Annotated in this window: 26 protein-coding genes and 1 pseudogene; 15 read left to right on the top strand and 12 right to left on the bottom strand. The window is 57.0% G+C overall.

Annotated elements, in window-relative coordinates:
• Positions 1 to 60: 60 nt before the first annotated feature.
• The gene (locus AP059_RS03575) at positions 61 to 561 is read right to left on the bottom strand and encodes a phosphate-starvation-inducible protein PsiE (protein ID WP_048363205.1); all 501 of its coding nucleotides are present in this window, start codon (positions 559 to 561) and stop codon (positions 61 to 63) included.
• A gap of 257 nt (positions 562 to 818) precedes the next feature.
• Here AP059_RS03575 and AP059_RS03570 point away from each other — a divergent pair, with 257 nt between their 5' ends.
• The 3 genes from AP059_RS03570 to AP059_RS03560 all read left to right on the top strand — a co-directional run bounded on the left by AP059_RS03570 (position 819) and on the right by AP059_RS03560 (position 2,192).
• Positions 819 to 1,076 carry a YebG family protein gene (locus AP059_RS03570; protein ID WP_048363204.1) on the top strand — a complete coding sequence of 86 codons (258 nt, stop codon included), beginning with the start codon at positions 819 to 821 and terminating at the stop codon, positions 1,074 to 1,076.
• 78 nt (positions 1,077 to 1,154) lie between these two features.
• Entirely contained in the window at positions 1,155 to 1,730 is a 576-nt protein-coding gene (locus AP059_RS03565) for an NAD(P)H-dependent oxidoreductase (RefSeq protein ID WP_059761922.1), read from the top strand.
• Positions 1,731 to 1,766: 36 nt separating this feature from the next.
• Positions 1,767 to 2,192, top strand: coding sequence for a MerR family transcriptional regulator (locus tag AP059_RS03560; RefSeq protein WP_082706736.1), 426 nt, complete (start codon positions 1,767 to 1,769; stop codon positions 2,190 to 2,192).
• Between the two features lie 85 nt (positions 2,193 to 2,277).
• Here the strand turns inward: AP059_RS03560 and AP059_RS03555 are convergent, their stop codons facing one another.
• The 4 genes from AP059_RS03555 to hmgA all read right to left on the bottom strand — a co-directional run bounded on the left by AP059_RS03555 (position 2,278) and on the right by hmgA (position 6,779).
• Positions 2,278 to 3,300 (bottom strand): Glu/Leu/Phe/Val dehydrogenase family protein, encoded by a 1,023-nt coding sequence (locus AP059_RS03555; RefSeq protein ID WP_059761944.1) that lies wholly within the window; start codon positions 3,298 to 3,300, stop codon positions 2,278 to 2,280.
• Positions 3,301 to 3,516: 216 nt separating this feature from the next.
• Positions 3,517 to 4,155 (bottom strand): maleylacetoacetate isomerase, encoded by a 639-nt coding sequence (gene maiA, locus AP059_RS03550; RefSeq protein WP_059761923.1) that lies wholly within the window; start codon positions 4,153 to 4,155, stop codon positions 3,517 to 3,519.
• A 12-nt stretch (positions 4,156 to 4,167) separates the two neighbouring features.
• Positions 4,168 to 5,472: a fumarylacetoacetase gene (gene fahA / locus AP059_RS03545; RefSeq protein ID WP_059761924.1), complete on the bottom strand. Its 1,305-nt coding sequence runs from the start codon at positions 5,470 to 5,472 to the stop codon at positions 4,168 to 4,170.
• Positions 5,473 to 5,474: 2 nt separating this feature from the next.
• Positions 5,475 to 6,779: a homogentisate 1,2-dioxygenase gene (gene hmgA, locus AP059_RS03540; RefSeq protein ID WP_059761925.1), complete on the bottom strand. Its 1,305-nt coding sequence runs from the start codon at positions 6,777 to 6,779 to the stop codon at positions 5,475 to 5,477.
• A gap of 164 nt (positions 6,780 to 6,943) precedes the next feature.
• Between hmgA and AP059_RS03535 the strand changes: the two genes are divergently transcribed.
• Entirely contained in the window at positions 6,944 to 7,738 is a 795-nt protein-coding gene (locus tag AP059_RS03535) for an IclR family transcriptional regulator (protein WP_059761926.1), read from the top strand.
• Between the two features lie 12 nt (positions 7,739 to 7,750).
• Here AP059_RS03535 and AP059_RS03530 read toward each other — a convergent pair whose 3' ends face one another.
• The 3 genes from AP059_RS03530 to AP059_RS03520 form a co-directional block, all read right to left on the bottom strand.
• A complete protein-coding gene (locus AP059_RS03530; protein ID WP_059761927.1) occupies positions 7,751 to 8,110 on the bottom strand; it encodes a hypothetical protein in 360 nt (119 codons plus the stop codon).
• 491 nt (positions 8,111 to 8,601) lie between these two features.
• Positions 8,602 to 9,288: an LrgB family protein gene (locus AP059_RS03525; protein WP_048363195.1), complete on the bottom strand. Its 687-nt coding sequence runs from the start codon at positions 9,286 to 9,288 to the stop codon at positions 8,602 to 8,604.
• Positions 9,278 to 9,664 carry a CidA/LrgA family protein gene (locus AP059_RS03520; protein ID WP_059761928.1) on the bottom strand — a complete coding sequence of 129 codons (387 nt, stop codon included), beginning with the start codon at positions 9,662 to 9,664 and terminating at the stop codon, positions 9,278 to 9,280. Before AP059_RS03520 ends, AP059_RS03525 begins: the two co-directional genes overlap by 11 nt.
• Before the next feature lie 99 nt (positions 9,665 to 9,763).
• Here AP059_RS03520 and AP059_RS03515 point away from each other — a divergent pair, with 99 nt between their 5' ends.
• The gene (locus tag AP059_RS03515) at positions 9,764 to 10,663 is read left to right on the top strand and encodes a LysR family transcriptional regulator (protein WP_059761929.1); all 900 of its coding nucleotides are present in this window, start codon (positions 9,764 to 9,766) and stop codon (positions 10,661 to 10,663) included.
• Here AP059_RS03515 and AP059_RS03510 read toward each other — a convergent pair.
• Complete coding sequence (locus AP059_RS03510) at positions 10,641 to 11,096, bottom strand: flavodoxin (protein WP_059761930.1); 456 nt, start codon at positions 11,094 to 11,096, stop codon at positions 10,641 to 10,643. The two genes, AP059_RS03515 and AP059_RS03510, sit on opposite strands and share 23 nt — an antisense overlap.
• 225 nt (positions 11,097 to 11,321) lie before the next feature.
• Between AP059_RS03510 and AP059_RS03505 the strand changes: the two genes are divergently transcribed.
• Positions 11,322 to 11,789, top strand: a complete 468-nt coding sequence (locus AP059_RS03505) for a PAS domain-containing protein (RefSeq protein WP_059761931.1) — start codon at positions 11,322 to 11,324, stop codon at positions 11,787 to 11,789.
• Between the two features lie 58 nt (positions 11,790 to 11,847).
• Positions 11,848 to 12,453 carry a hypothetical protein gene (locus AP059_RS03500; protein ID WP_059761932.1) on the top strand — a complete coding sequence of 202 codons (606 nt, stop codon included), beginning with the start codon at positions 11,848 to 11,850 and terminating at the stop codon, positions 12,451 to 12,453.
• 2 nt (positions 12,454 to 12,455) lie between these two features.
• On the opposite strand, the gene AP059_RS03495 is transcribed toward AP059_RS03500, so the two are convergent.
• Both AP059_RS03495 and AP059_RS03490 read right to left on the bottom strand, forming a co-directional pair.
• Entirely contained in the window at positions 12,456 to 13,400 is a 945-nt protein-coding gene (locus AP059_RS03495) for a MerR family transcriptional regulator (protein WP_059761945.1), read from the bottom strand.
• Positions 13,401 to 13,435: 35 nt separating this feature from the next.
• Complete coding sequence (locus AP059_RS03490) at positions 13,436 to 14,218, bottom strand: hypothetical protein (protein WP_059761933.1); 783 nt, start codon at positions 14,216 to 14,218, stop codon at positions 13,436 to 13,438.
• Between the two features lie 222 nt (positions 14,219 to 14,440).
• Here AP059_RS03490 and AP059_RS03485 point away from each other — a divergent pair, with 222 nt between their 5' ends.
• The 6 genes from AP059_RS03485 to AP059_RS03460 all read left to right on the top strand — a co-directional run bounded on the left by AP059_RS03485 (position 14,441) and on the right by AP059_RS03460 (position 17,449).
• Entirely contained in the window at positions 14,441 to 15,010 is a 570-nt protein-coding gene (locus AP059_RS03485) for a hypothetical protein (RefSeq protein ID WP_059761934.1), read from the top strand.
• A gap of 112 nt (positions 15,011 to 15,122) precedes the next feature.
• Entirely contained in the window at positions 15,123 to 15,833 is a 711-nt protein-coding gene (gene folM, locus AP059_RS03480; RefSeq protein WP_059761935.1) for a dihydromonapterin reductase, read from the top strand.
• 23 nt (positions 15,834 to 15,856) lie between these two features.
• Positions 15,857 to 16,417, top strand: a complete 561-nt coding sequence (folE, locus tag AP059_RS03475; protein WP_059761936.1) for a GTP cyclohydrolase I FolE — start codon at positions 15,857 to 15,859, stop codon at positions 16,415 to 16,417.
• Positions 16,417 to 16,788, top strand: a complete 372-nt coding sequence (gene folX, locus AP059_RS03470; protein ID WP_059761937.1) for a dihydroneopterin triphosphate 2'-epimerase — start codon at positions 16,417 to 16,419, stop codon at positions 16,786 to 16,788. The genes folE and folX overlap by 1 nt, the downstream gene beginning before the upstream one ends.
• A 30-nt stretch (positions 16,789 to 16,818) precedes the next feature.
• Positions 16,819 to 17,115 carry a DUF1244 domain-containing protein gene (locus tag AP059_RS03465; RefSeq protein ID WP_059761938.1) on the top strand — a complete coding sequence of 99 codons (297 nt, stop codon included), beginning with the start codon at positions 16,819 to 16,821 and terminating at the stop codon, positions 17,113 to 17,115.
• Entirely contained in the window at positions 17,108 to 17,449 is a 342-nt protein-coding gene (locus tag AP059_RS03460) for a HopJ type III effector protein (protein ID WP_059761939.1), read from the top strand. Before AP059_RS03465 ends, AP059_RS03460 begins: the two co-directional genes overlap by 8 nt.
• On the opposite strand, the gene AP059_RS03455 is transcribed toward AP059_RS03460, so the two are convergent.
• The gene (locus AP059_RS03455; RefSeq protein ID WP_059761940.1) at positions 17,446 to 18,594 is read right to left on the bottom strand and encodes an AGE family epimerase/isomerase; all 1,149 of its coding nucleotides are present in this window, start codon (positions 18,592 to 18,594) and stop codon (positions 17,446 to 17,448) included. The two genes, AP059_RS03460 and AP059_RS03455, sit on opposite strands and share 4 nt — an antisense overlap.
• A 365-nt stretch (positions 18,595 to 18,959) precedes the next feature.
• Between AP059_RS03455 and AP059_RS03450 the strand changes: the two genes are divergently transcribed.
• Together AP059_RS03450 and AP059_RS22585 are read left to right on the top strand one after the other, a co-directional pair.
• Positions 18,960 to 22,637 carry a toxin VasX gene (locus AP059_RS03450; RefSeq protein WP_059761941.1) on the top strand — a complete coding sequence of 1,226 codons (3,678 nt, stop codon included), beginning with the start codon at positions 18,960 to 18,962 and terminating at the stop codon, positions 22,635 to 22,637.
• Positions 22,630 to 23,149: pseudogene (locus AP059_RS22585) on the top strand (hypothetical protein); the annotation flags it as partial. The gene AP059_RS03450 and the pseudogene AP059_RS22585, both read left to right, overlap by 8 nt.

The raw sequence follows: 23,149 nt of genomic DNA, 5'->3' as shown, positions 1-23,149 counted from the left end.
ACAAAAAAAGGGCGGGACTACTCAGGTAGTCCCGCCCTTTTTTGTACTGCTGCGCCGGGTTTACAGCTCGCCCTTCTCGACCTCAGGATGTTCCCCGGAGCCAGCACCGGTCTTGCGGTGCGGGTTTTCGATCTTCACCGACGGAAACTGCGACGAGGCATAGCGCACCACCAGAATCGCAAAGGCCAGCAGCAAAATGGCGCCGGTCAAATACACCACACCCATGTCTGGCGGGTTGTGATGCGACACGTTGGAAATCAGCAAACGGGTCAACGCCGTAATCGCCACATAAATCAGGAAGCGCACCGGCATGTGGTTGGTCTTGAAATAAATCCCCACCATGGCGCCCAATTCGAGGTAGATAAACAGCAGCAGGATGTCATCGATGGAGATATTGCCCTTCTCCACCATGCCCAGAAATTCCATCACGGCGGCCCATGCCGTGACCGCACCAATGGCGAACAACGCCAGGTAGTGGAAGGTTTCGACAAACAAATTGCCCATCGACTCAGCCAGTTCATGCACTTGGCGCCGTAGCTTTTCGGCTTTATTCACTTTCACGATGCAGCTCCTTGAAACGACTCGAACGGATCATCCGCGATGCTCATGACACTTTCTGCATGCAGAAAAAAGGCCAGCACCACGAATGAGAAGATGGCAGGCCGCCATTAGACACGTCGTGTACCCCGCTTCACACGCCAATTGCAGCTAGAGTAAAAAAGCCGCTATTCAAATGCTGGCGATTGGCTTATCCTTTTAGCTGTATATAAATACAGTAATCGCAAGACAACTTATCGTGAAGGCATATGAGGTGGTAAATGGCCGTCGAAGTGGTATACCGCAGCAGCCGAGATCTGGAGCGTTTGTTCATGGATAAAGCCGAAGCTGACCGTCATGACAAAATGCTTGAACTGGCAGAGTTGCTGGCTGAAGTGTTGCAAAAAGCGGTGCCGTCCTTGAGCGAGCAGCAAGTTGAAGAAGCCGGTATCTACATGGCGAAAAACCGCGATGTGTTTGCCAAGGCGTTCAAGAGTCAACCCGACGCACTCTCCGAGTTGCTGGTCGCAAGCGAGTAATCGCCCACGGCACTCGCTTGACTCTCCCCCTAGGGGCAGGCTCTACGCTGCAAGACCCTCTTTGTGGTTGGTGTCTTAATGAGCAAGCGAGTGCTGGTGATTCTGGGCCACCCTTCTACCCACAGTTTTTGTAGCGCGCTGAGCGACTGTTATGCCGCGTCGGCGACAAGCGCAGGCCACGAGGTACGTGTACTGCGCCTTGGTGCGTTGCGCTTTGATCCTGTGCTGCATGAAGGGTATCGACAGGTTCAGCCGCTGGAGCCTGATCTGCTCCATGCGCAAGCCGACATCACCTGGGCCGAACATCTGGTGTTGGTTTTTCCCATCTGGTGGGGCGGTGTTCCTGCCCTGTTGAAGGGCTTTCTTGATCGCGTGCTGCTGCCTGGCTTTGCCTTCAAATACCAAAAAGGCAACCCCTTCCCCGCCAAACTCCTCACCGGTCGTACGGCCCATTTGCTGGTGACGATGGACACCCCGCCTTGGTACTACACGTGGGTTTATCGAATGCCCGGCTTGAATCAAATTCGCAAAACCACGCTGGCGTTTTGCGGTATCAAACCGCTTGCGACCCTGACGTTCGGTCCTCTGCTCGACTCCACCCCCGCAAAAAGACAGACTTGGCTGCAACACGCCCGCGCCCTGGCATTGCGTTAAGCGATACCCGGCGCTTCGATTGGAAAGGGATTTTTCATGTACATCGGCAAAGCCGCTCAGTTGTCGGGCACCACCATCAAAACCATTCGTCACTACGAAGCCATCGGGTTATTACCCAGCCCACAACGCCGTGGTGCCTACCGGGTGTACACCGAGCACAGCGTTGAACGCCTGAGCTTCATCAAATGCGCGCAACAACTGGGCTTCAAGCTTAAAGAAATGCAGGCGATGCTAAAAAACCAGCCAGACCAGACACTGCCGTGGGACGTAGTAAACAAGGCCATTGCGGATAAAAAAATGGCCGTGATGCAGCACATACAAGCCCTGCAAACCGTGTATGAGGGGCTGCAAGCATTTGAAGCCTTTTACCAAGAACACCCGACCCAGAGCCTCGGTTTTGCTGACGACACGCGTTGCCCGCAGCGCCCGATTGAACTGCAATCACAGCACTTACCGCGCTGACCCACGGGTGAAGCGAGCATTAACAGAGCAAACCGCAGGTTCGCAGGGGAGGCTGTTTGACGTCACAGGCTGACACGGTCGCGCATCACTCGCCGTACAGCAACTTTTTCGCCAGTTCATCCGACACGCGCGCCGGTGAGCGTTTTTCTGCCTGCGCATGGGCATAAATGCCTGTCAGGCGCTCACTGATACGCAACAGTTGCAGGTTGATTACTTCGGGTTGCGCGCCTTGATGGGTGAGCGCCATGTAAATCAGACCGCCCGAATTGATCACATAGTCAGGCGCATACAAAATGCCGCGCCGTTCGAGTTGGTCGGCCACTTGCAGGTTGGTCAACTGGTTATTCGCACACCCCGCTACAGCTGAACAGCGCAGTTGCGCCACGCTGTGCCAATTGAGCACGCCACCCAAACCACAGGGCGCGAGGATGTCACACGGCGTGCTGAGCAAGGCTTCTGGCGCAACCGGATGTGCGCCCAATTGCTCCATCGCCAAGCGCACCTTACCGGGGTCCGTGTCGCTGACCAGTAACTCGGCACCCGCTGCGTGCAACTGCTGCGCCAGCGCAAACCCCACCTTGCCCAAACCCTGTATCGCCACCCGCAGACCTTCGAGGTTGTCACTGCCCAAGCGTGAAGACGCCGTGCTGCGGATACCCGCAAAAACGCCCATTGCCGCGTGGGGTGAAGGATCTCCCGCGGCCGTGGTGCTGGTGACGTGCCGGGTGTATTGGGCAATGCAATCCATGTCGGCCATTGATGTACCGCTGTCGATAGCGGTGATGTAGCGGCCATCGAGCTGTTCAACACATCGCCCGAAGGCTTCAAACAAGGCTGCGCGGCTTTCAACATGCGGGGCGCGCATGATCACCGCCTTCGCGCCACCCACAGCCAAACCTGCCAGCGCCGCCTTATAACTCATGTCTTGCGCCAGGCGGACAGCGTCGGTGACAGCGCTTTCGTCATCGGAATAGGCCAGATAACGGCAGCCACCCAGCGCAGGCCCCAGGCGACTGCTGTGAATGGCGATGATGGCTTTTAGACCCGTAACCGGGTCGACGGTGAGGTGCAGTGACTCCACATGAGCACTTTGCATGAGAGCAAACATTATCCAGCCCTCGAACGGTGACAGGTAATCGCCAGTATAGGCGTCGCCTGAAAAGTCGTTGAAGTGAGCAGGCATAAGCCTGTGTGGCATTCTTTACTTCGGGCATATCTGCGCAAAGACAGAGAATGCCTTGGCTGTTTAAAGAGCCAAAGCCCCCTTGGAGCCAGCCCCCGATTAACCGACAGGCTCAAGGCAGGCTTTTGATTTTGCCGACGTTCAACCCGGTGTGTCGGGTTGCCGCGCCGGGTGTGCCTTGATGAATGCCGGGTGATCCTGCGCCAACCGCGCCACTCGCAAAATTCGCGGATACGCGGTCAACACCACGTTAAAGCGTTCGGCCGCATACAACTGAGGCATCAAATACACATCCGCCAGGCCTGGCTGAGGGCCAAAACAGTAACCACTGTCGCCAATCAATGGCTCGATGGCCGCCAAACCCTGTGTGATCCAGTGGCTGATCCACTGCACCACCTGCGGCTCGTCCTGCCCTAAAGCACGCAATTGATTCAAGACACTGACGTTATGCAGCGGGTGTATGTCGCAGCTGATCAGGCTCGCCACCGCTCGCTCATGGGCCCGCGTTATCAGGTCGCTGGACAACAACGGCACCTGCGGATATTGCTCTTCGAGGTACTCGATGATGGCCGGTGATTGGGTCAGTACATCGCCATTGTCGGTGCGCAAGGCCGGTACACGGCCTTGCGGGTTTATTGCCAGGTACGGCGGTTGACGGTGTTCACCCCCATTGGCCGCGATCAGGTTGACCGCAACCGTTTGGTAATCCAGCCCTTTGAGCGCCAGCGCGATGCGCACCCTGTAGGAAGATGTCGAACGGTAGTAAGTAAAGAGCTCCATGACCCGCTCCTTCTAGCGCGCCGCGACCACGGTGCCACGGCACTCGCCGAAGCCGATGGAGGCATAACCTTCACGGACACAGCGGGCGCGCAGGATGATTTCGTCACCATCTTCGAGGAATTTACGCACCTCGCCAGACGGCAATTCAACCGGGTGTTTGCCACCTTCTGTGAGTTCCAACAGGCTGCCCAGCTGCGAACGCTGTGGCCCCGACAGCGTGCCCGAACCAAACAAGTCACCGGCTTGCAGTTGGCAGCCATTGACGCTGTGGTGCGTGACCAGTTGCGCAGCCGTCCAGTACATGTTCAGGCTGTTGCTCAAACCCAGTCGATGCGCTGGCAGTTTTTGCTCACGCATGGCTTGGGTCAACAGCAACACTTCCAGTTCGATATCCAGCGCGCCATTGGCTTGGTCCTCAGGATCGAGCAGGTACGCCAGCGGTTGCGGATCACCCTCTGGACGTGGCGGCTGCGCACGGCGAAACGGTGCAAGGGCTTCGGCGCTCACCACCCACGGCGAGAGGGTGGTGATGAAACTTTTAGACAAGAACGGACCCAGCGGCTGGTATTCCCACGCCTGAATATCACGCGCCGACCAGTCGTTAAGCAGGCAAAAACCGGCAATGTGCTCACCCGCTTCACTCACGGGAATGCTGTCGCCCATCTCATTACCCTGGCCGATCCAGATGCCCAGCTCCAGCTCGTAATCCAACCGGGCGCACGGGCCAAAGCTCGGTTCGGTCTGACCGGCCGGCAAGGTCTGGCCTTTAGGGCGACGCACCTCAACACCTGAAGGGCGAATGGTTGAAGCCCGCCCGTGATAACCAATCGGCACGTATTTGTAGTTGGGCAACAACGGGTTGTCCGGGCGGAACAGCTTGCCGACGTTTTTTGCATGTTCAATGCCCACGTAAAAATCGGTGTAGTCACCAATTTTCGCTGGCAGATGCAGTTGGCAGTCCGCCGCCAAAGGCAGCAGTGTGGCGCCTTGGGCCTCGATTTTTCCGCGCAGCGTACTGCCTTCGCTGAGCAGTTCGAGCAAGCGTTCGCGCAAGGCAATGCGGGCACTGCGACCCAAGGCAAAGTAAGCATTCAACGCACCGCCAATGGTGGCTTCTACAGCGACCTTGGCCTGACCTTCGAACAGACCCGCCGCCAGCGCCGCTTCCAGATCGAAGATGTGGTCGCCAATCGCAACGCCGCTGCGCGGCAGCGAACCGGCGAGGCTGAACACGCCCATAGGCAGGTTATGCAGCGGGAAATCGGTATGGCCGTTAGCAGAGGCGATCCAGCTACGGGTGAGAGTGGACTGGGTCATGCTTATCTCCGATTCGGGGTGAAGGTGGCAGGCAAGGAAGCCCAGCACGCGTCGTAATGGGGTTGCAGTTGCGGGCATTCGAGGGCAAACCGGGTGGGACGCAACACTTGGCTGGTTTCAAACATGAAGGCCATGGTGTTGTCGATTTTGCTCGGTTGCAGCTCGGCCGCAATCGCTTTGCTACAGGTTTCACCGTCCGGGCCGTGGGCACTCATGCAGCTGTGCAGCGAAGCGCCGCCTGGCAAAAAGCCTTCGGCCTTGGCGTCGTAGTTGCCCTGGATCAGCCCCATGAACTCGTTCATCAAGTTGCGGTGAAACCAGGGCGGGCGGAAGGTTTTTTCAGCCACCATCCAGCGTGGCGGGAAAATCACGAAGTCGAGGTTGGCCAGGCCGGGAACGCTGGTGGGCGAGGTCAACACCGTAAAAATGGAAGGGTCAGGATGGTCAAAACTGACCGTCCCAATGGTGTTAAAACGACGCAGGTCATAGAGGTACGGCACGTTGTTGCCATGCCAAGCGACCACGTTCAACGGCGAATGATCCAGCTCACAGCCCCACAGTTCGCCCAGGAACTTTTGCACCAGAGCGGTGGGTTGCTGGCGGTCTTCGTAATGCGCGACCGGGGTCAAAAAGTCCCGTGGATTGGCCAGGCCATTGCTGCCAATTGGCCCCAGATCCGGCAGACGCAAGGGTGCGCCATGGTTCTCGGCCACATAACCGCGTGCCTGGGCATCGAGTAACTCGACACGAAATTTCATGCCACGGGGGATCACCGCGATCTCTAAAGGCCCAAGCTCCATACGCCCCAACTCAGTGGCAATCCGCAGCCGCCCTTGCTCGGGCACGATCAGCAACTCGCCATCAGCATTGAAAAATACGCGCTGCATCGACGTATTGGCGCAGTAGTTATAAATGCTGATCCCTGAAGGATTTTGCGCGCTGCTGTTAGCGACCATGCCCACTAGCCCGTCAACAAAATCCGTTGCCTCACTGGGAATTGGCAGTGGATTCCAACGCAGACGGTTCGGTGTGACTTGGCCCAGTGAGCCACCGGCCAGTTGCCGCTCAAGTTTTTCAAACGCCGGGTGATTGGCCGATGGCTGAATGCGGTACATCCAGGTGCGACGGGCCTCACTGCGGGTCATGGTAAACGCAGTGCCCGATAACAATTCGGCGTACAGGCCATAAGGGGCTTTTTGCGGGGAGTTTTGACCGACAGGTAACGCACCGGGCAGTGCTTCGCTACTGAATTCGTTGCCAAACCCGGATTGATAATCAAGGGCTGACATAGGCGAGTCGAGGTTCATGGAGCCTCCAGCGTGGAGAATGCAGGTGACTGCGCCCTACTCTGAATCCGCGTGCGCACCGCTGCGTTATTTTTATCGTAATTTGATTACGCATAACGTAATTTGATTGGTATTAAGCGTCAAGCTATAAAGACGCCCATTGATCCCGAGATGTAAGCGACACCATGGAAAAGCCCCTCAAAAGCACCGACAGTTCTGGCAAGCAAAAAGTACGTTCAGCCGAAGTAGGTACGGACATTCTCAAAGCATTGGCCGAACTGTCGCCCGCCACCTCGCTGTCGCGCCTGGCCGAGCACGTACACATGCCGGCAAGCAAAGTGCATCGCTATTTGCAGGCACTGATTGCCAGCGGGTTTGCGGAACAGAATGCCGCCACCAACCATTACGGCCTGGGCCGCGAAGCGTTGCGCGTAGGCCTGGCAGCGCTCAATAGCATGGATGTGGTGAAAGTCGCGGCCTTACCGCTCTCGCAGCTGCGCGATGATTTGAATGAAACCTGCTTTTTGGCGGTGTGGGGCAATCAGGGCGCAACCGTGGTTCACATTGAGCCAGCCGTACGCGCCGTGACCGTCGTGACGCAATTGGGGTCGGTTCTGCCGTTGTTGAGTTCGTCTACTGGCCTGGTATTCAATGCGTATTTGCCCGACCGTGAAACCGCAGAGTTGCGCGAGCAAGAACTCAATACGGAGCAGGTTCATCCTTTGCAATCAGCTGAAACCTACGTGCAGCTGTGCAGTGAGGTGCGTGAACGAGGCCTGCATTTTGTACACGGCCTGTTGATGCCCGGCGTCGATGCGTTATCGGCGCCGGTCTTTGATGCCACCGGCAAAGTGGCCGGGGTGCTCACCGTTGTCGGCCCCACCTCGGTGTTCCATGCCGATGAAAATGGTCCAGCAGCCAAGCTTGTACTCGCTACCAGTCGAGCCATCAGTTGGCGAATGGGCTATCAACCCGGCTAACACCCACGGGTATCAAACGCCCCACTGGTATTTGGCCTCATCCAGCAGGCTGCGCATTAGTTTCTCAACGTCTGCCAGTGATGGTTTACGGATGCGATACGCCTGCTCAAACGTCCACGGCTGGGAAAACACATAGGTGATTCCCTGCACGTACACAGGCTCACTTCCTCGTGCCAGACACTCAATACCCACTTCGTAAAGCGACTGGCTCGACACCAGCTTCAGCGTGACCGGATCGTCCACGATGTTGATGTAAACGTCAGCACAATTGAGTGCCAACGGTTCGAGCGTGTTGTTCAGAAATACCCGCACGCGCTCATCTAGCATGCTCAGTGCGCGTGGGTCCGATGGAGCATTATTTAACGTATTCATGGTGGAACTCCTTTTTTAGGCGCCTGCCCTCCAGCGTCATGCTGAAAGTCGTTGTGCAGACAGACACTTTTCGTTGACGTATTAAGCGCCGCTCACGATTAAACGGTGCACTGCATATTTATCGATTCGCTCATACGCAAAGAGCCCCGCGAAGCCTGAGCCAGAGAGGTTGAGAGAGGATTTCACTATTGCCAAAGCTGTAACAGAGATTGTCTTGAAGTGGGCTTACTCCATCAACAACCAGACTTTATTCTTGTCGCACGTTTCAGGCACATGCCTTAAGCGTCCCGACGATCCAGTGTGGATGCCTGCGTCGGCTTTATTCAGCACTTGGCCCTGACAGGCCAAGAAGCAACCTGGTTCACCCTGACGTTGATTTGTAGCTCCTTGATCGAACGTCTTCCTTGGCCGCTGTGTTTACAGCGGCCTTTTTTATGCGCGCGATTTAAGGCGAATGCATCGCGAGTGCCGACACACCACGCTCGGCGGTGCTACAGCAACATCGCCAGCAACGGGGCGGCAAACAGGTTGAGAATACCTGTGAGCACCATCACCAGCCCCGCAACAGAACCTTCTTCGCTGCCCACCTCACGCGCACGACTGACACCTGCACCGTGCGCCCCGATACCAAATAAAGCGCCCCGCGCCAGGCTGCTGCGCAACGGTAGCCATTTGAGCAACACGCCGCCCAGCAGCGCACCAAACACACCGGTAAACATCACGAACACGGCCGTCAGTTCAGGGATGCCACCCAAGTCCTGCGCCAGCGGCATGGCAAACGGGGTGGTGATGGAGCGCGGCACCAGCGACAGGGTCAGCGAGGTGTCCAGCGACAGCGCCTTGGCCAGCCAGAATGAACTGCCAATGGACACAGCGCTGCCCGCCAACATGCCCATCAACAGCGCCACCCAATGTTTGGCCAGCAATTTACGCTGCTGCCAGATAGGCACCGCAAACGCCACGGTGACCGGGCCCAATACCAGCATCAACCAATGGGTGTTGCTTGAGTATTCGGCGTACGCGGTGTGCAGCGGTACAGCCACCGCGAGCAGTAACGCGGGCACCAGAATCAACGGGGACAACAGATAGCGACCCGTGCGCCGGTATAACCAGCGGCTCAGGCCATAGGTGGCAAGTGTGAAGAGCAACCAGAACATCGGCATCCATTCAAACTTCATGGCGTAACCTCCAGCGGCACACCGCTTCCACGGTAAACGCCGTCACCACCATCACCAGCAACGTGCTGATACCAATCACCAGCAAAATGCGCCAGCCTTCATCACGCACCAATACGCCGTAGTCGAGCAGGCTCATCAGGGCCGGAATAAAAAACAGCAGCATTTCGGCCATCAGCACGCCCGCTCCCAGTTGCAACGCCGCAGGCTTGACCCAGCCCAGCGCAAAGGCCAGCAGCAACAGCGCCATGCCCACCACGCCCCCCGGTATGGGTAGCTGCAAGCCGCTGGCAATCTGACACCCGGCAAAATAGATGGCCAGCAGAACAACGATTTCAGTGACCAGTCGACCCAAGCGTTTTACATCGAAGCGTTTCATTTTGTTTCCATCCCAGACAGGCCTTCAGTGTAAAGACCCCTCTTCCATCTCGAAAACGAATTGTTAGACTGGCAGTCATTCCAAAATGGAATTCACTCAATGGAATTCAAACAAGTTCGTACCTTCGTTGAAGTCGCTCGCCTCGGTGGGTTCACCCAGGCCGCGCACACCTTGCATATCAGTCAATCGGCGGTGAGCAAACAAGTGGCTCAGCTCGAACAAAGCCTGGGCACGCCTGTGTTTGACCGTTTGGGCTCACATGTACGGCTGACCGCAGCGGGCAATGTGGTGCTGCAACGGGCAGAAGGCATGTTGCGTTTGCAAAAAGAGTTGTTGAGTGAACTCGATGACTTGAGTCATTTGACGCGGGGCGAATTGCGTCTGGGCCTGCCGCTATTGGGCAGTGATGCGCTGTTCGCCGGGCTGTTTGCCGAATACCGCCGACGCTACCCCAACATTCAGGTGCAATTGCTCGAAGGCGGTAGCCTGGTGGTCGAGCAAGCGGTGTTAAGCGGCGAGCTGGAGATAGGTGGCAGTTTGACGCCCAACAATCGGGCCTTTGCCTACCAACCGTTTTGCGATGAACCGCTCGATGCCTTACTGCCCATTGATCATCCACTGGCAGAAGATGGCAGTGTGCGACTGGAGCAGTTGGCTGAAACACCGTTTCTGCTGTATCAGCGCAGTTTCGTACTCAATGATCGTTTGCTCCAGGCTTGCCAGCAAATGGGCTTTACCCCCAAGGAAGGTGGTCGCAGCGGGCAATCTGATTTTTTGGTGGCGCTGGTGGCGGCCGGCCAAGGCGTCGTATTGTTGCCCAGCGTCGTCGCGCGCGGGCTGGTGCGCCCCGGCGTGGTGAGGCTAAAACTCATTGCGCCGGATGATCTGCGCTGGGACATCGCCTTTATCTGGCGCAAGGGCGCGTATCTGTCGCGCGCCGCTCACGCCTGGCTGGAGTTGTTGCGCGAGCGGCCGGTTACGGCTTCAGCACTCGGATGAGCTCACCAAGCCAAGGCTCACTGTCAGTTTCAGGCGCTGCTGTTTCGCTGGCATCCAGGCGCAGCATGGGTTGCACCTCCTGCACGCCCAGTTCAGCAAATAGCTCGCGCATCTGTTCGCCGCCGCCGCAGTACGTGTCGCCGTAGCTTGAGTCGCCCAGCGCGATAACCGCACCCGGCAAGCCACGCCAGGGCGCCGGGAGCTGATCGCGAATCTGGCTGTAAAGCGGCATCAGGCTGTCCGGCAACTCACCCATACCCGTGGTCGAGGTGACCGCCAAAAAGGCATCGGGGGCAAACGCTTGAACATCAGCCAAGGTTGCACGCGGGTTAAGCAAGACTTCAAACCCGGCATCGGTCAGCAGTTGCTTGGCATTACGAGCAACTTCTTCTGCGGTGCCGTACACCGAGCCACATAGGATGGCGACTTTCATCAATCTGATCCTGTTACTGACTAAAAGGCCGGGATATTAACAGGTGAGACGGCGTTTCGGTGATGGCACGTGGACAGCTATCACCGATGTCTTAGAATGCAGAACACCGCTGGCGACAATCTGGCGATGAATCACTTGCTTATCGTCCGTTTGACGAGTTCGCGCTTGCCGACAGTCAAAAACATGCATCCGTAAAGGATTCCCCACTTTCAGAAGAGCGGTTCAATGATCAACGCACGCTTGCTGCAACGCATGGTCGACGCATCCCAGGACGGCATCGTGGTCGCCGAGCGGGAAGGTGATGACACCATTCTGATTTACGCGAACAGCGCTTTCGAAACCCTCACCGGTTATAGCCGTGACGAAATTCTGTACCAGGATTGCCGCTTTTTGCAGGCAGGCGATCGCGATCAACACGCGCTGCAATTGATCCGCGAAGCGGTCGCCAGCGGTCAACCGATCCGCCAGCGGCTGCGCAACTATCGCAAGGATGGCACGCACTTCTGGAACGAACTGTCGATTACCCCGGTGTTCAATGAAAGCGATCAACTGACGTATTTTATTGGCGTGCAAAAAGATGTCAGCCAACAGGTCAAAGCGGAACAACGCGTGGCGCAGCTAGAAGCTCAACTGGCGGCCCTGACCGCAGAGCTGCAAACACTCAAGGCGACGAGCGGCCTCAACAAAACGTAAAAATGATGGTCTGTTGTAAACAGTTACGATTTTCTTCTGCCCAATACCGAGTTGCACCATGTCGCACGATGCCCTTCTGACTCAAGACGAGTTGGATTTTATCCAGACCATGCATCAAAACCCGCTGCTTAATCAGCGGGATGCTTCGTCGAGTCTGCTGGTAAATGGGGTGTCGCAAATACGCGATCTGCTGACCCGCCTGGCCGCCCATGAGCAAGTCACGATTCAGGCTCAATTCGCTAATCAGCAAATGAGCTTTCCGCTGCGTTTGGTTGAAGACGAATTTCATGCCCAGCATCTGCAATTGGGCGCGCCGAGCATTTTTGAAGACGGGCCGATGGTGCGCCCGTGGCGTTTGACACTGCCCGAACCGGTAGCCCTGGAAAATGTGCGCGGGCGCAGCGGCCACTTGTGGGTCAGTGAAGTGTCGTTCAAGGGTTTGTTGATCGAGGTACGCAACGACACCCGCCCTCCGCGCCAGTTCGCTCAGTGGTTCAGCCCCACCGGCTATGAACGCATTGCGGTGCACGGCACGCTCGAACGCCAAACCGAACTGGGCCTGTACGCCTATCGGTTAAGTCAACGCGACCAGGGCGAAACCGAACGCTTGCGCCAGTTCATCCTGCAACAACACCGCCTGGCCCACCCCGCGCTGCACGTTTAGATTCAAACGCCTTTCAGGAACATATCCAGGCGCTGGCTCATCACACTCGCCTCACTGCCCAAGCACCCGATGGAGGACGCCATCAATGCTTCGCAGGCCAGATCCGATGCTTCGCCAGCCAACCAGACCGCACTGTTGAGGGGTTGCGTCAGCCTCAGCAAACGTTGAAGGCGCGCAGCACTCAGGGCGCGGGTACCCAATAGCACAACCGCTTGGGGGCGGATTTTTTCACATACCAGCGACAGTTCTTCCAGCGGCTGCCCGATGGCCAAAACCCTGACGACCCGATCATTGCGCGCCAGCAACAACCCCGTCACCAGCAACTGCAATTCGTGGCACAACTCTGGCAAGGCCACGAGCACCACACACTGCGCCGGCGCAGCTACAACCTGTAGTTGCAGACGGTGCTGAACACGACCGCGTAAAAATCGATCCAGCAACAGCCATTCACTGGTGCGACCAAACTCATCTTGCACGCGCAACAAACGCTGCCAGAGCGGCAAGAAAATCTCATGAAATACGGTTTGGAGCGGGTAGCTGGAAAAAACCTGTCCGTAAAGACGTTCAAGTTCAGGCTCATCAAAGGCCGTGAGTACGGCACCAATGCGGGACTGCCACTGTGTGTATTCATCCGTTTGGGCACTGGGTTGAGCAGGCGTGGCGTTGACACTACGCGCCAATAACTCGCCCACTTTGCTCACTGAAACACCGCGCTCGATCCACCCTTGAACCTGTCGCACTGTCTCAATATCGGTCACGGAATACAGCCTGTGCCCACTTTCGGTGCGTTTTGGCTGGATTAAGCCATAACGACGCTCCCAGGCGCGCAGCGTGACCGGGTTGATACCAGTCAGGCGCGACACTTCACGGATCGGATAAAGGCCGTCCTGCTCTAGAGGATCAGCAGCAGTCGCTACAGTGCGTTCAATATCTGTCATCACAGGCATCACAAAGGCCACAGCCGAAAGTAAGTCTGGCGAGTCTACTCCTCATGGGCCTCACGTTCCCTTTTAACGAGGGTGTCGAGCAGCTTTAACGCGGGCACCTGAGTTCCCTCATCCTGCTGATAGGTGAATACAGGGAATGCTCTTCCTGCAAACTCAGGCCCTCCTTTATCAATGACTTTCTGAAAGTCTGCTCTGGCCGCGAGCCAATCAGGTTTGGACAGTACGGGGTAAAAAAGCAGCCCCGCAATCGCGCCGGGTTCAATGCCCACCGTTTGCACTTCATTATTTTCCAACCGCTCGCTCTGCCGCACGTTCTGCTCCTTGATCAAACTCGCCAGCATTTTATTCAAGTGAAAACGCGCATCTGCCTCATGAATCACAGACATATCCGGTGCAACATTACCTGACGCGTTGTCTTTTTCATGAATGCCCACAATATGCCGACCGACTTTTTCTGGCAGCGCCAAAAATGCCATGTGCCTTGGCATACCGGTGACGTTGGGGCCCATTGCGAAATAATTGGGCACGAGATTGGCGTGTGCCAATGTCCACTTGCGTAACCCTCCGTGCTGACTGGCGCCACTGGCGTGTAAGTTTCTGGCGTTGTCGACGCTGATGCCACAGTGGTGCAGCTCTTTATGGGCATGAGGCAATTGCACCGTGCGCACCAGCACCCCACCCCGAGAGAACGCCGCGCTTATGTCCTCGGGCCGCGAATTATCCCCAGCCTTTAAAGATGCATGAACCGCATGACCTGCTCGCGTACTGACAGAGAGGCTGTCATTGGGCGCAATAGCGTTGAGGTTCTGAAGAAGCATGCTCTGTCCTCTTGAAGTATCGGGTTGTTAATGATTGGCCATTAAGCAAAGCAAGGTTCCACACGCCACACGAAAACATTGGAGTCTGTGTGCCCGAGCAACGGCTAAATCAATTGAAAAGAGGAACAATCCTTGCTTGCACTCTCCAACGCAGCCCACCACCCCGGCGCTGCGTTTTATGCCTGCCTTACCCTGGCAGCATCAGCCACATGGAGATACACAATGTCTACCTCCCCTGTCACCTTGATGGTTGCACGCCGTGTCGCCGAAGGTCGCTATCAGGAAATGATTGCCTGGCTGCATGAAGGCGAACAGTTGGCCACCGATTTTCCAGGTTATCTGGGCTCGGGCGTGCTCGCGCCGCCACCCGGTGATGACGCCTTTCAAATCATTTTCCGCTTTGCCGATGAAGCCACCCTGCACGCGTGGGAACATTCAGTCTCGCGCACGGCCTGGTTGCTGCGCGGCAGCGATCTGTTTGCCCACCCGCATGAACACCGGGTCAGCGGCATCGACGGCTGGTTTGGCGCCGCCGGGCAGCGCCCACCCCGCTGGAAGCAAGCCGTGGCTATTTGGCTTGCGTTTTTTCCGATTTCATTGCTGTTCAATTTCGTGCTCAACCCCTTGCTGAGTGAGCTGAGCCTGCTACCCCGGGTGTTCGTCAGCACGCTGGCCCTGACGCCGTTGATGGTTTACTTCTTTATTCCTTTATCGACCCACTTATTGTCCGGCTGGCTGCACCGCACACCTGCCAAACCTGTGGGCAGCGCCGCGACCTCCAGCGGTCACTGAAACGGCACCGGGCACAGGGGACCCGCACAGGCATGGCCGTGGCGCAGCGGACGCTGGTATAGTTTTGCCATCACGCTGCCGCTCTCCCCTGTTCTCTGACGCCGAGCCTGTCATGCCATCTCAATCCGCACCCATTCTGATCACGGGCGCTGCCCAGCGCATTGGCTTGCACTGCGCGCAGCAATTGCTGGCAGACGGCTATCGAGTGATTTTCAGCTACCGCAGCGAAAAGCCCGGCGTGCAAATGTTGCGCGATCTGGGGGCCACAGCGGTGTATGGCGACTTTTCAACCGAGCACGGCATTCTCGCGTTTATCGAACAACTGAAAAACCACACCCAGGCTTTACGGGCGATTGTGCATAACGCGTCGGCCTGGCTGCCAGAAAGCATCGAGACACACATCAGCGACTTCACACAGATGTTCAGTGTGCATATGCTCGCGCCGTACCTGATCAACCTGCAATGCAGCGAACTGCTGGAGCGCTCGAGCCCGGCGGATATCGTACATATCAGTGACGATGTGACCCGCAAGGGCAGCAGCAAGCACATTGCGTATTGCGCCACCAAAGCGGGCCTCGACAGCCTGACGTTGTCATTCGCGGCTAAACTGGCGCCACGGATCAAAGTCAACGGCATCGCGCCCGCGCTGCTGCTGTTCAACCCGGACGACGACGCGGCGTACCGCGCCAAGGCCCTGGCCAAGTCAGCACTGGGGATCGAACCCGGAGCCGAGGTCATCTATCAAAGCCTGCGTTATCTGCTGGACAACCCGTATGTGACCGGCACCACCCTGACCGTCAATGGCGGTCGGCATCTCAAATAAGCCGTCCGCGAGGAAGTATTTTCATGAGCACATCATTGCCTGAGCACTACCGCGAGATCCTCCTGGGTCTCGGTGAGAACCCTGACCGCGAAGGCTTGCTCGACACTCCGAAACGCGCCGCCAAGGCCATGCAATACCTGTGTCACGGCTATGACCAAAGCGTTGACGATATCGTCAACGGCGCTCTGTTCGCCTCCGACAGCGACGAAATGGTGATCGTGGCCGATATCGAGCTGTACTCGCTGTGCGAACACCATTTGCTGCCGTTTATCGGCAAGGCGCACGTGGCGTATATTCCGACCGGCCAAGTACTCGGCCTGTCGAAAGTGGCCCGCATCGTCGACATGTTTGCCCGCCGCCTACAGATTCAGGAAAACCTCACCCGAGAAATCGCCGACGCTATTCAGAGCGTCACTCAGGCGGCGGGTGTGGCCGTGGTGATTGAAGCCAAGCACATGTGCATGATGATGCGCGGCGTGGAAAAACAGAATTCGACCATGAACACCTCGGTGATGCTCGGTGCTTTTCGCGAGCCCAGCACCCGCATGGAGTTCCTGCAACTGATTGGACGGAGCAAGTCGTAATGCCACAACTTCAGCCAGGAATGGCCCGTATTCGCGTCAAAGACCTGTGCCTGCGCACCTACATTGGCATCAATGAAGAAGAAATCCTCAACAAGCAGGATGTGTTGATCAACCTCACCATCCTGTATGCCGCGCAAGACGCCGTACGAGATAACGACATCGACCACGCGCTCAATTACCGCACCATCACCAAAGCTGTGATTGCCCACGTTGAAGAAAACCGTTTCGCGCTGCTGGAGCGGCTGACCCAAGAGCTGCTGGATTTAGTGATGGCCAATAGCGCTGTGTTGTATGCCGAAGTCGAAGTCGACAAACCGCACGCCCTGCGCTTTGCCGAATCGGTCTCCATTACGCTGGCGGCAAGCCGCTAAGCTGCCCCCCTCTCTCACTCGGTGAACCCCATGACGTCTCAAGAACGCCTTGAACTCGAAGCCGCTGCTTTTCGTCGCCTGGTCGCGCACCTGGACAGTCGTAAAGATGTGCAAAACATAGACCTGATGAACCTTTCGGGCTTTTGCCGCAACTGCCTGTCCAAGTGGTACAAGGCCGCGGCCGATGAGCGCCAGATCGAGGTCAGCCTCGATGACGCCCGCGAAGTGGTGTACGGCATGCCGTACGCCGACTGGAAAGCCCGGTACCAGAAAGAAGCCTCTGCCGAACAGGCAGCGGCGTTTGCCCAAGGAAAAAAGCATGACTGATCTAACCGCCCTGCGCGCCAGCCTCAACAGCGGCGAACACCTGTTTGCCGACACCCTGGCTTTTATCGCCGCGCACTACGATTACCAGCCGCAAGCCTTCACCAACGGCGAGGTGGAAAATGCGGCAGGGCAAAACGAAGGGTCGTGCAAGACCTTGGGCCTGGCGGTGCTGGAAGGGTTGAGCGACCAAGAGGCCCTGTTGGCGTTTGGCGAACATTACCGCTCAGTGCTCGCGACACCTGAAGGCAGCGATCACGGCAACATTCGCGCCCTGATCGCCCACGGTCTGGCCGGGGTGAAATTCAACGCCCGGCCATTGACCCGCAAGGCTTAAAGCGAGCCGCCTGAATTGAAGTACTGCGCCAGGCCGCTGTAACAAGTGGCCAGGTGATAAGGGGTGGTCGAGGGCATGTCCTCGCGACTGACCTGGCCTTGCGCATCAAGGCATTCGTACCAACCCCCGACGTGTAAAAAGTGCTGCTGCAACGCCTGCAATTGGCGTTGCACCCGCACCAGGCCATCTTCGCGCAACGTCAGTGCCCGCAGGTATTCGGCCTGAGCCCAGATTCGCTGCGTGCCATCACGCAGGCTGCCATCACTGCCCAACATGCCGCAGACCGCCCCGCTCTGCGGATCGACACCCACCTGCTCGGCAAACCCGAACGCGCGATCCAGTGAATCGTGCAGCGCCGTAGTGCGCAGCAACGGTGAGGATTGCAGCAGGAAATACCATTCGAATTGATGGCCCGGCTCAAACCAGTTATCGGCTGCACCGCGGGGTTTTTCCAGCATCACCCCGTGTTCGGGCGCGATGAAGCGTTGCTGCATGCCCTCGGCGAGCGCCAGCAGCGCGGCGTGAGTGGCGGCGTCTTCGCGCACCGACAAGGTGGCGAGAAAGGCTTCAGCCAAGTGCATCAGCGGGTTTTGCAGCGGGCCGCTGCCCACTGTGGACCAGTCCCGGTTCAAGCTGGCTTCGTACAAACCGTTGCCATCATTGAAGCGCTGCGCGACCACCTCCAAAGCAGCATTGAGCACCGACGCCACCAACGGCTCACGGACTTTGGCCCAGTAATGCGCACAGGCAAAAATGATGAAGGCGTGGGTGTAGAGGTCTTTGCGCTGATCCAGCGGCGCGCCCTGCGGGTCGATGCTGTAGAACCAGCCTCCATGGTCGGCATCATGAAAATGCTGCTGCAAGGCGCGAAACAACGCCGCTGCGCGCTCGCCCGCGTCAGGGAACTGAGCGTCCCCCATCAGGCTGGCAAATACATACAACTGCCGGGCGCAAGCCATCGCACGGTAACGCGCAGGGGGCAACGGTTGATGGGCTGCGCTCAGCGACTCGTAAGGCAACGCCAGCTCGGCATTCCAGCCGGGGCCTTGCCACAGCGGCACGATCACCTGACGAAAGTGCTGCTGCACGGCCGCAAAACCGGCAATCAGTTCAGGAGGGAAAACAGGGCTGGCTACATCAGGCATCGGCAAGGATCGTCACGGCTGGGGCGTTTGCGCGACATGATACACCCAAAGCTTCTTGGCGCAGATGAGGGCGGCTGACGCCGGGGCGCTTGAAGTGAAATGATCCACGAGCACCTGGTCGGCAGTATTTTGCACAGGGGGCAAATTGCGCAAAAAATTGCACAGCCTATTTCTGGTTTATGCCCACTAAAGGGCTACAGCCCTTGTCGATCAAGTGCCTTGCCGGATTGGCAAAAAATTGCACAGCACTGCGCAAAAAGTTGCGCAATTTTACGCGTATTGAGCGCAACAAACTCTCCCTACTCATCACCAAACCCCCTGTTTATAAGGGCTGTAGAGGTTCTGGCATAAGTCTTGAGAGGCATATGTTTTTAATCAACACGGGCTACCCGCCTGTGGGAGCCTCCGGCATGGCCACACGCATTCCCCGCCGCAACCCGAATAACATCAACTTAAGCCGCACCGACGCCAAAGTGGCGCTCGCCCCATGCCCGCTGAATAAACCGACGATGCAGCTGGTGCCGCTGCGTTACGGCTTGGTCGATAACCTTGCACTAGACCCTGCCAAAGAACTGTTGATGGCCCATCACCTGAGCAGCCGCCCGTTGGGCGTGCGCCTGCCTCGTGATGGCTGGCTGTACGTGATCGACACCGTCACGGGCGTGTTGTCCGAGTACCGGTTGCTGAACGGCGTACTCACCGACTTGCTCTTTCAAGGCACACACGTAACTGAAGATGAGCGCCAGTCCTCGGCGGGGCAGGCGCACTTGATTGTCTCCAGACACAACCCGTTGTATGTCAGTTATGCAGAAGTGCAGTGGACGGCCAAAAAGTGCCATCAAGTGCTCGACTCACCCGGCGAACGTGAACATTTCATGCAGGCAGTGCATCCGGCCATGAGCAATTGCCAAACAGGCGGCGCTCATTTGCTCACGCCGCAGATGACCGAAGAATGGCTGGCTGAGGTGGCCACCGAGTTTGTGGAGTATCACCAACAGCACCTGGCCCCGAACGCCTCGTTGGCCGAACACGCCGCCTACACCGAACGCCAGCGCGTACTCGCCCAAGTCCCTGAGCACGAGCGCCAGCCCTACACGTGGGAAGAACCCAAGCGTTTTGCACACATGTTCATGGGCAAACTGGTCACTTGCGTGGCCCCCGGCTATCACTATGACACCTTGTATTTAGTGCTCGATGACACCTTGGGCGTGTTGCGCGACTTGGCCAACTATCAGGACCAAGTCGCAGGTTGGGTCACCGATTGGGCAAACGGCGGTGCACAAAAGGGCTACAACGAGCGCGATTACTTGCTGGGCTGTTACATCGAGTCCCTGACCTGGCTGGCCGAGTCAGATGTGCAAGCGTTTATGGACGACATCGATGACCCCGCAGGACGTGCGTTGCTGGCTGACCTCAATCACCTGCCCGAGCCTGAACGAGAGATCACCGCCAAAGCCTTGCATGCGTACATCAATCGGGGCGGACTGATGACACCTTCAACCGATAACACCCCGACACCTGCCGACCTGCAAGCGTTGCGACAGGCGGTACAGGATGACGCATTTGCGGCCGATTTTTTCCCTGGCTCGGGACAGGAACCTGTAGGGCTGAGTGCCGTTGAGGATGTGGATCGCCGTTATTACACCCGGGAGCACTTTCGGGTCGCGCCTGCGGCGTTTGTCGACACGCATTTCCAGACCTTGATCGCTCTAGGTAAACGTCGCAGCAGTGACTTGAGCAACATCCTTCATGGCGCTCGACTGGGCCAGCGCGGCGTCAACGACCTCATCGACCGCCAAGCAATGGACAGCGAGATGCACGCTCACCGCACCGGGCTGGAGCGCTGGAACTCATTGCTCGACCACATCACCGCCGACCGGGTTGCCTTGGTGAGTTCAGGCGCATTTCACAAGGCTGCCTGGTACTTCGATGCCCAGCATTCGCTGCAAACGGGTCACGCGTTTGCCCTTGAATACGCGTGCCTTAAAGATATTTGCCGCAGCGACGATGCCTGCACCCAACTACTGGCGTATGCCGAGTGCAAACCGCAGTTCAGTCGCCCGCTGTATTACACCCTGCCCTTGAGCGAACAGACCTCCTTGTGGGTGCAATACGCCTTTTTGTTTGCCAGTGGCATGGCCGTGTTGAACAACCTGCCCGAGCAGATCGCGCGCCTGGACACCCTTGAGCGCGGGCGTCTGCCGATACTGGACGATCTGCCCGATAGCACACGCAACGTGGCCCAGGCTGCGCAAAACGCCTGGACGCCTGCGCTGAACCGCGGGCTGGACACCCTGCTCGCCAGCTTTGAAGGCATCACCAAAGGCCAGGCCGTGCCCGACCTTGATCAGTTATTGCGCAGCCTGCCCCAGGCATTGATCTTGCGTATCGTGCAGGCGGCCAAAACCGAAGGTGCCACCTTGCGCTTTGCCTCCCGCGCCGAGCTGGGCAGCTTGCGCGAGACCTTGAGCGAAGTACTGGAGCAACGCGAAAGGCTGCTTACACTCAAACAGGCGCGCCAGCAGTCCAACCGTGTGAATGGCCATCACTCAGCCAAGTCCCAGGCACTTCTACAAGACATCCACTCTGTACGCTGGCAACTGGACTTGGGAGAAGCGCGCCTGGCCGCCAGCATCAGCCCCATCACAGAACTGCCGGATGAACAGGCGCGGTTATACGGCTCAACACCGGGGCGTGCAGGACTGACCGTCATCTTTGCCCCGGAAGGTCGACAACAAGTGGCTCGATTGATGCGCACCTTTAAAGAAGGCGTGAGCCGCGCGCCTGCTTCGAATGTATTGGGGGATGGGGCGGCGCTGTTGTTGTTCGTGGCGCAGGCGGTGAATTTGGTGCAGATAATTAAAGAATTCATAACCATAGAGAGGGATCAAAGAGTTTGGGGCGGTGTTATCAATGCTGCTCTCGCAACAGGTGCTGCTGGCTTTTCGGCGGTTCAGGGAATTTTCGATACGGCGTTAATTACACAGGCTGCAAAACTGACAACCGATTTACGAAAAAACTCTTTGAGCCATTTGCACGTTTCTATGGGCAAATTACATCTTGGCTTGGGCTTTGGCACCTATTTATCGGGACTTATTATTGCGTTTGCTAGCCTCTACACGAATCAACATAAATGGGCCGAGGCTGTACGCAACGGTAATCGCGAAGCTCAGATTGGGGCTACGCTTTTAGTGAGTAGCTCTGGGGGGTTGGCATTTAGCAATGCTTATGGATTGAGTAACTCTTTCAGAGCGGCATATAACATCATGATGGCTACTAAAGGCGCTGCTCGTGAAGCTGCCTGGGTGGTTTCAGGAGTGCGTCTCTCCACTGTGTTTTATCGTTTCAGTCTGGCAGGAGGACTGTTTACCCTTTTAGAACTAGGTAGCACCTGGTTGTATAACCGCTTTAACACCAGCGCTCACGACCAATGGCTACAAAGCACCCCGTGGGGACTGGAACTTCAAAAACGAAAAAACTTGAGCCTGAAGAACTTTCAGGGTCACCTTAAGTTGCTGCTGCAAGCCCCCTTCGTTGAAGTCAAACGCCCTCAAGCGGGTTCATATCTGGCAAGTTGGCTTCCGACCACCCATATTGGCGAGGTTTATCTATGCTTGCCCGGCTTGAGTCTGGCGGGCTTTGAAGTGCCGCTAGGAGGGCGAGCCAGTCATGGATTAAAGATCGGGGCTCAACGTTTCACCACTGTTTTGGAGCACAGTAAACGTCCACATGAGCACAGTGAAGAAATCAGCGAGCAAGTCTCGGCACGTCTGTTTCGTGTGCATATGGACAGGCCGGGGCTGATCTTAAGCCTGAGCTATCCGCGCCATCCAGAACGCATCAACGGCAAGTTAGATGAAGAACTGCTGCTTGAACTGAAGTTATGGTCCCTGGATGAACAAGGCCAACAAGTCTGGCACACCCACCGCATTCGTTTTAATCCCTTGAAAGAGGGTCGCTACCCCGCCGCCGACTACCTAGCCCCAGCGTTAACCTTATTACCCATCGACATCCTGGCATTGGAAGTCATACCGAATGTCTGAATCTCAAGAAACTCGGCCTGCGGCAGCGGCAATTAAGCCCTTGCATAGGGCTGGCGATATCAAAAAAATGCTGACCGGAACTAAGACGTATCTCGCGCCCTTACCTTTGCCTACAGGTGCCCAGCCGTACTGTCCATCTATCAGTGACTTTAATGATGTGTATCTGGACTTTGGCGGGGGGAAGCCCAATGTGTTTTCTTATCAGTTGAATTTGGGAGGGCCATTTAGTAGTGCATGTGTTATCGCATTCGGTTTCCCAATATTTATAGGCTTAGCCTTTGTACTACTTGGAAGCGGATGGCTAGATGCTTGGCATGCCATATCGGATTCATTCTTGGTCGCTTGGCAACTTGCTATAGGCTCATGGATAGCAGGAACAACTATAGGCCTATACGTCTGGTTCCAAGCCCACGCCCTCTACACCAAAGTCATTCCCACCCGCTTCAACCGCCAGCGTCGCGAAGTCTGTTTCACACCGCATGACTCCAACGAGCCGTTATTTGTCCCGTGGG

Origin of the sequence: Pseudomonas sp. TAA207 (genome assembly GCF_001529285.1) — a bacterium.
Classification (GTDB): Bacteria; Pseudomonadota; Gammaproteobacteria; order Pseudomonadales; family Pseudomonadaceae; genus Aquipseudomonas; species Aquipseudomonas weihenstephanensis.
This window is presented reverse-complemented; position numbering and strand designations above follow the sequence as displayed.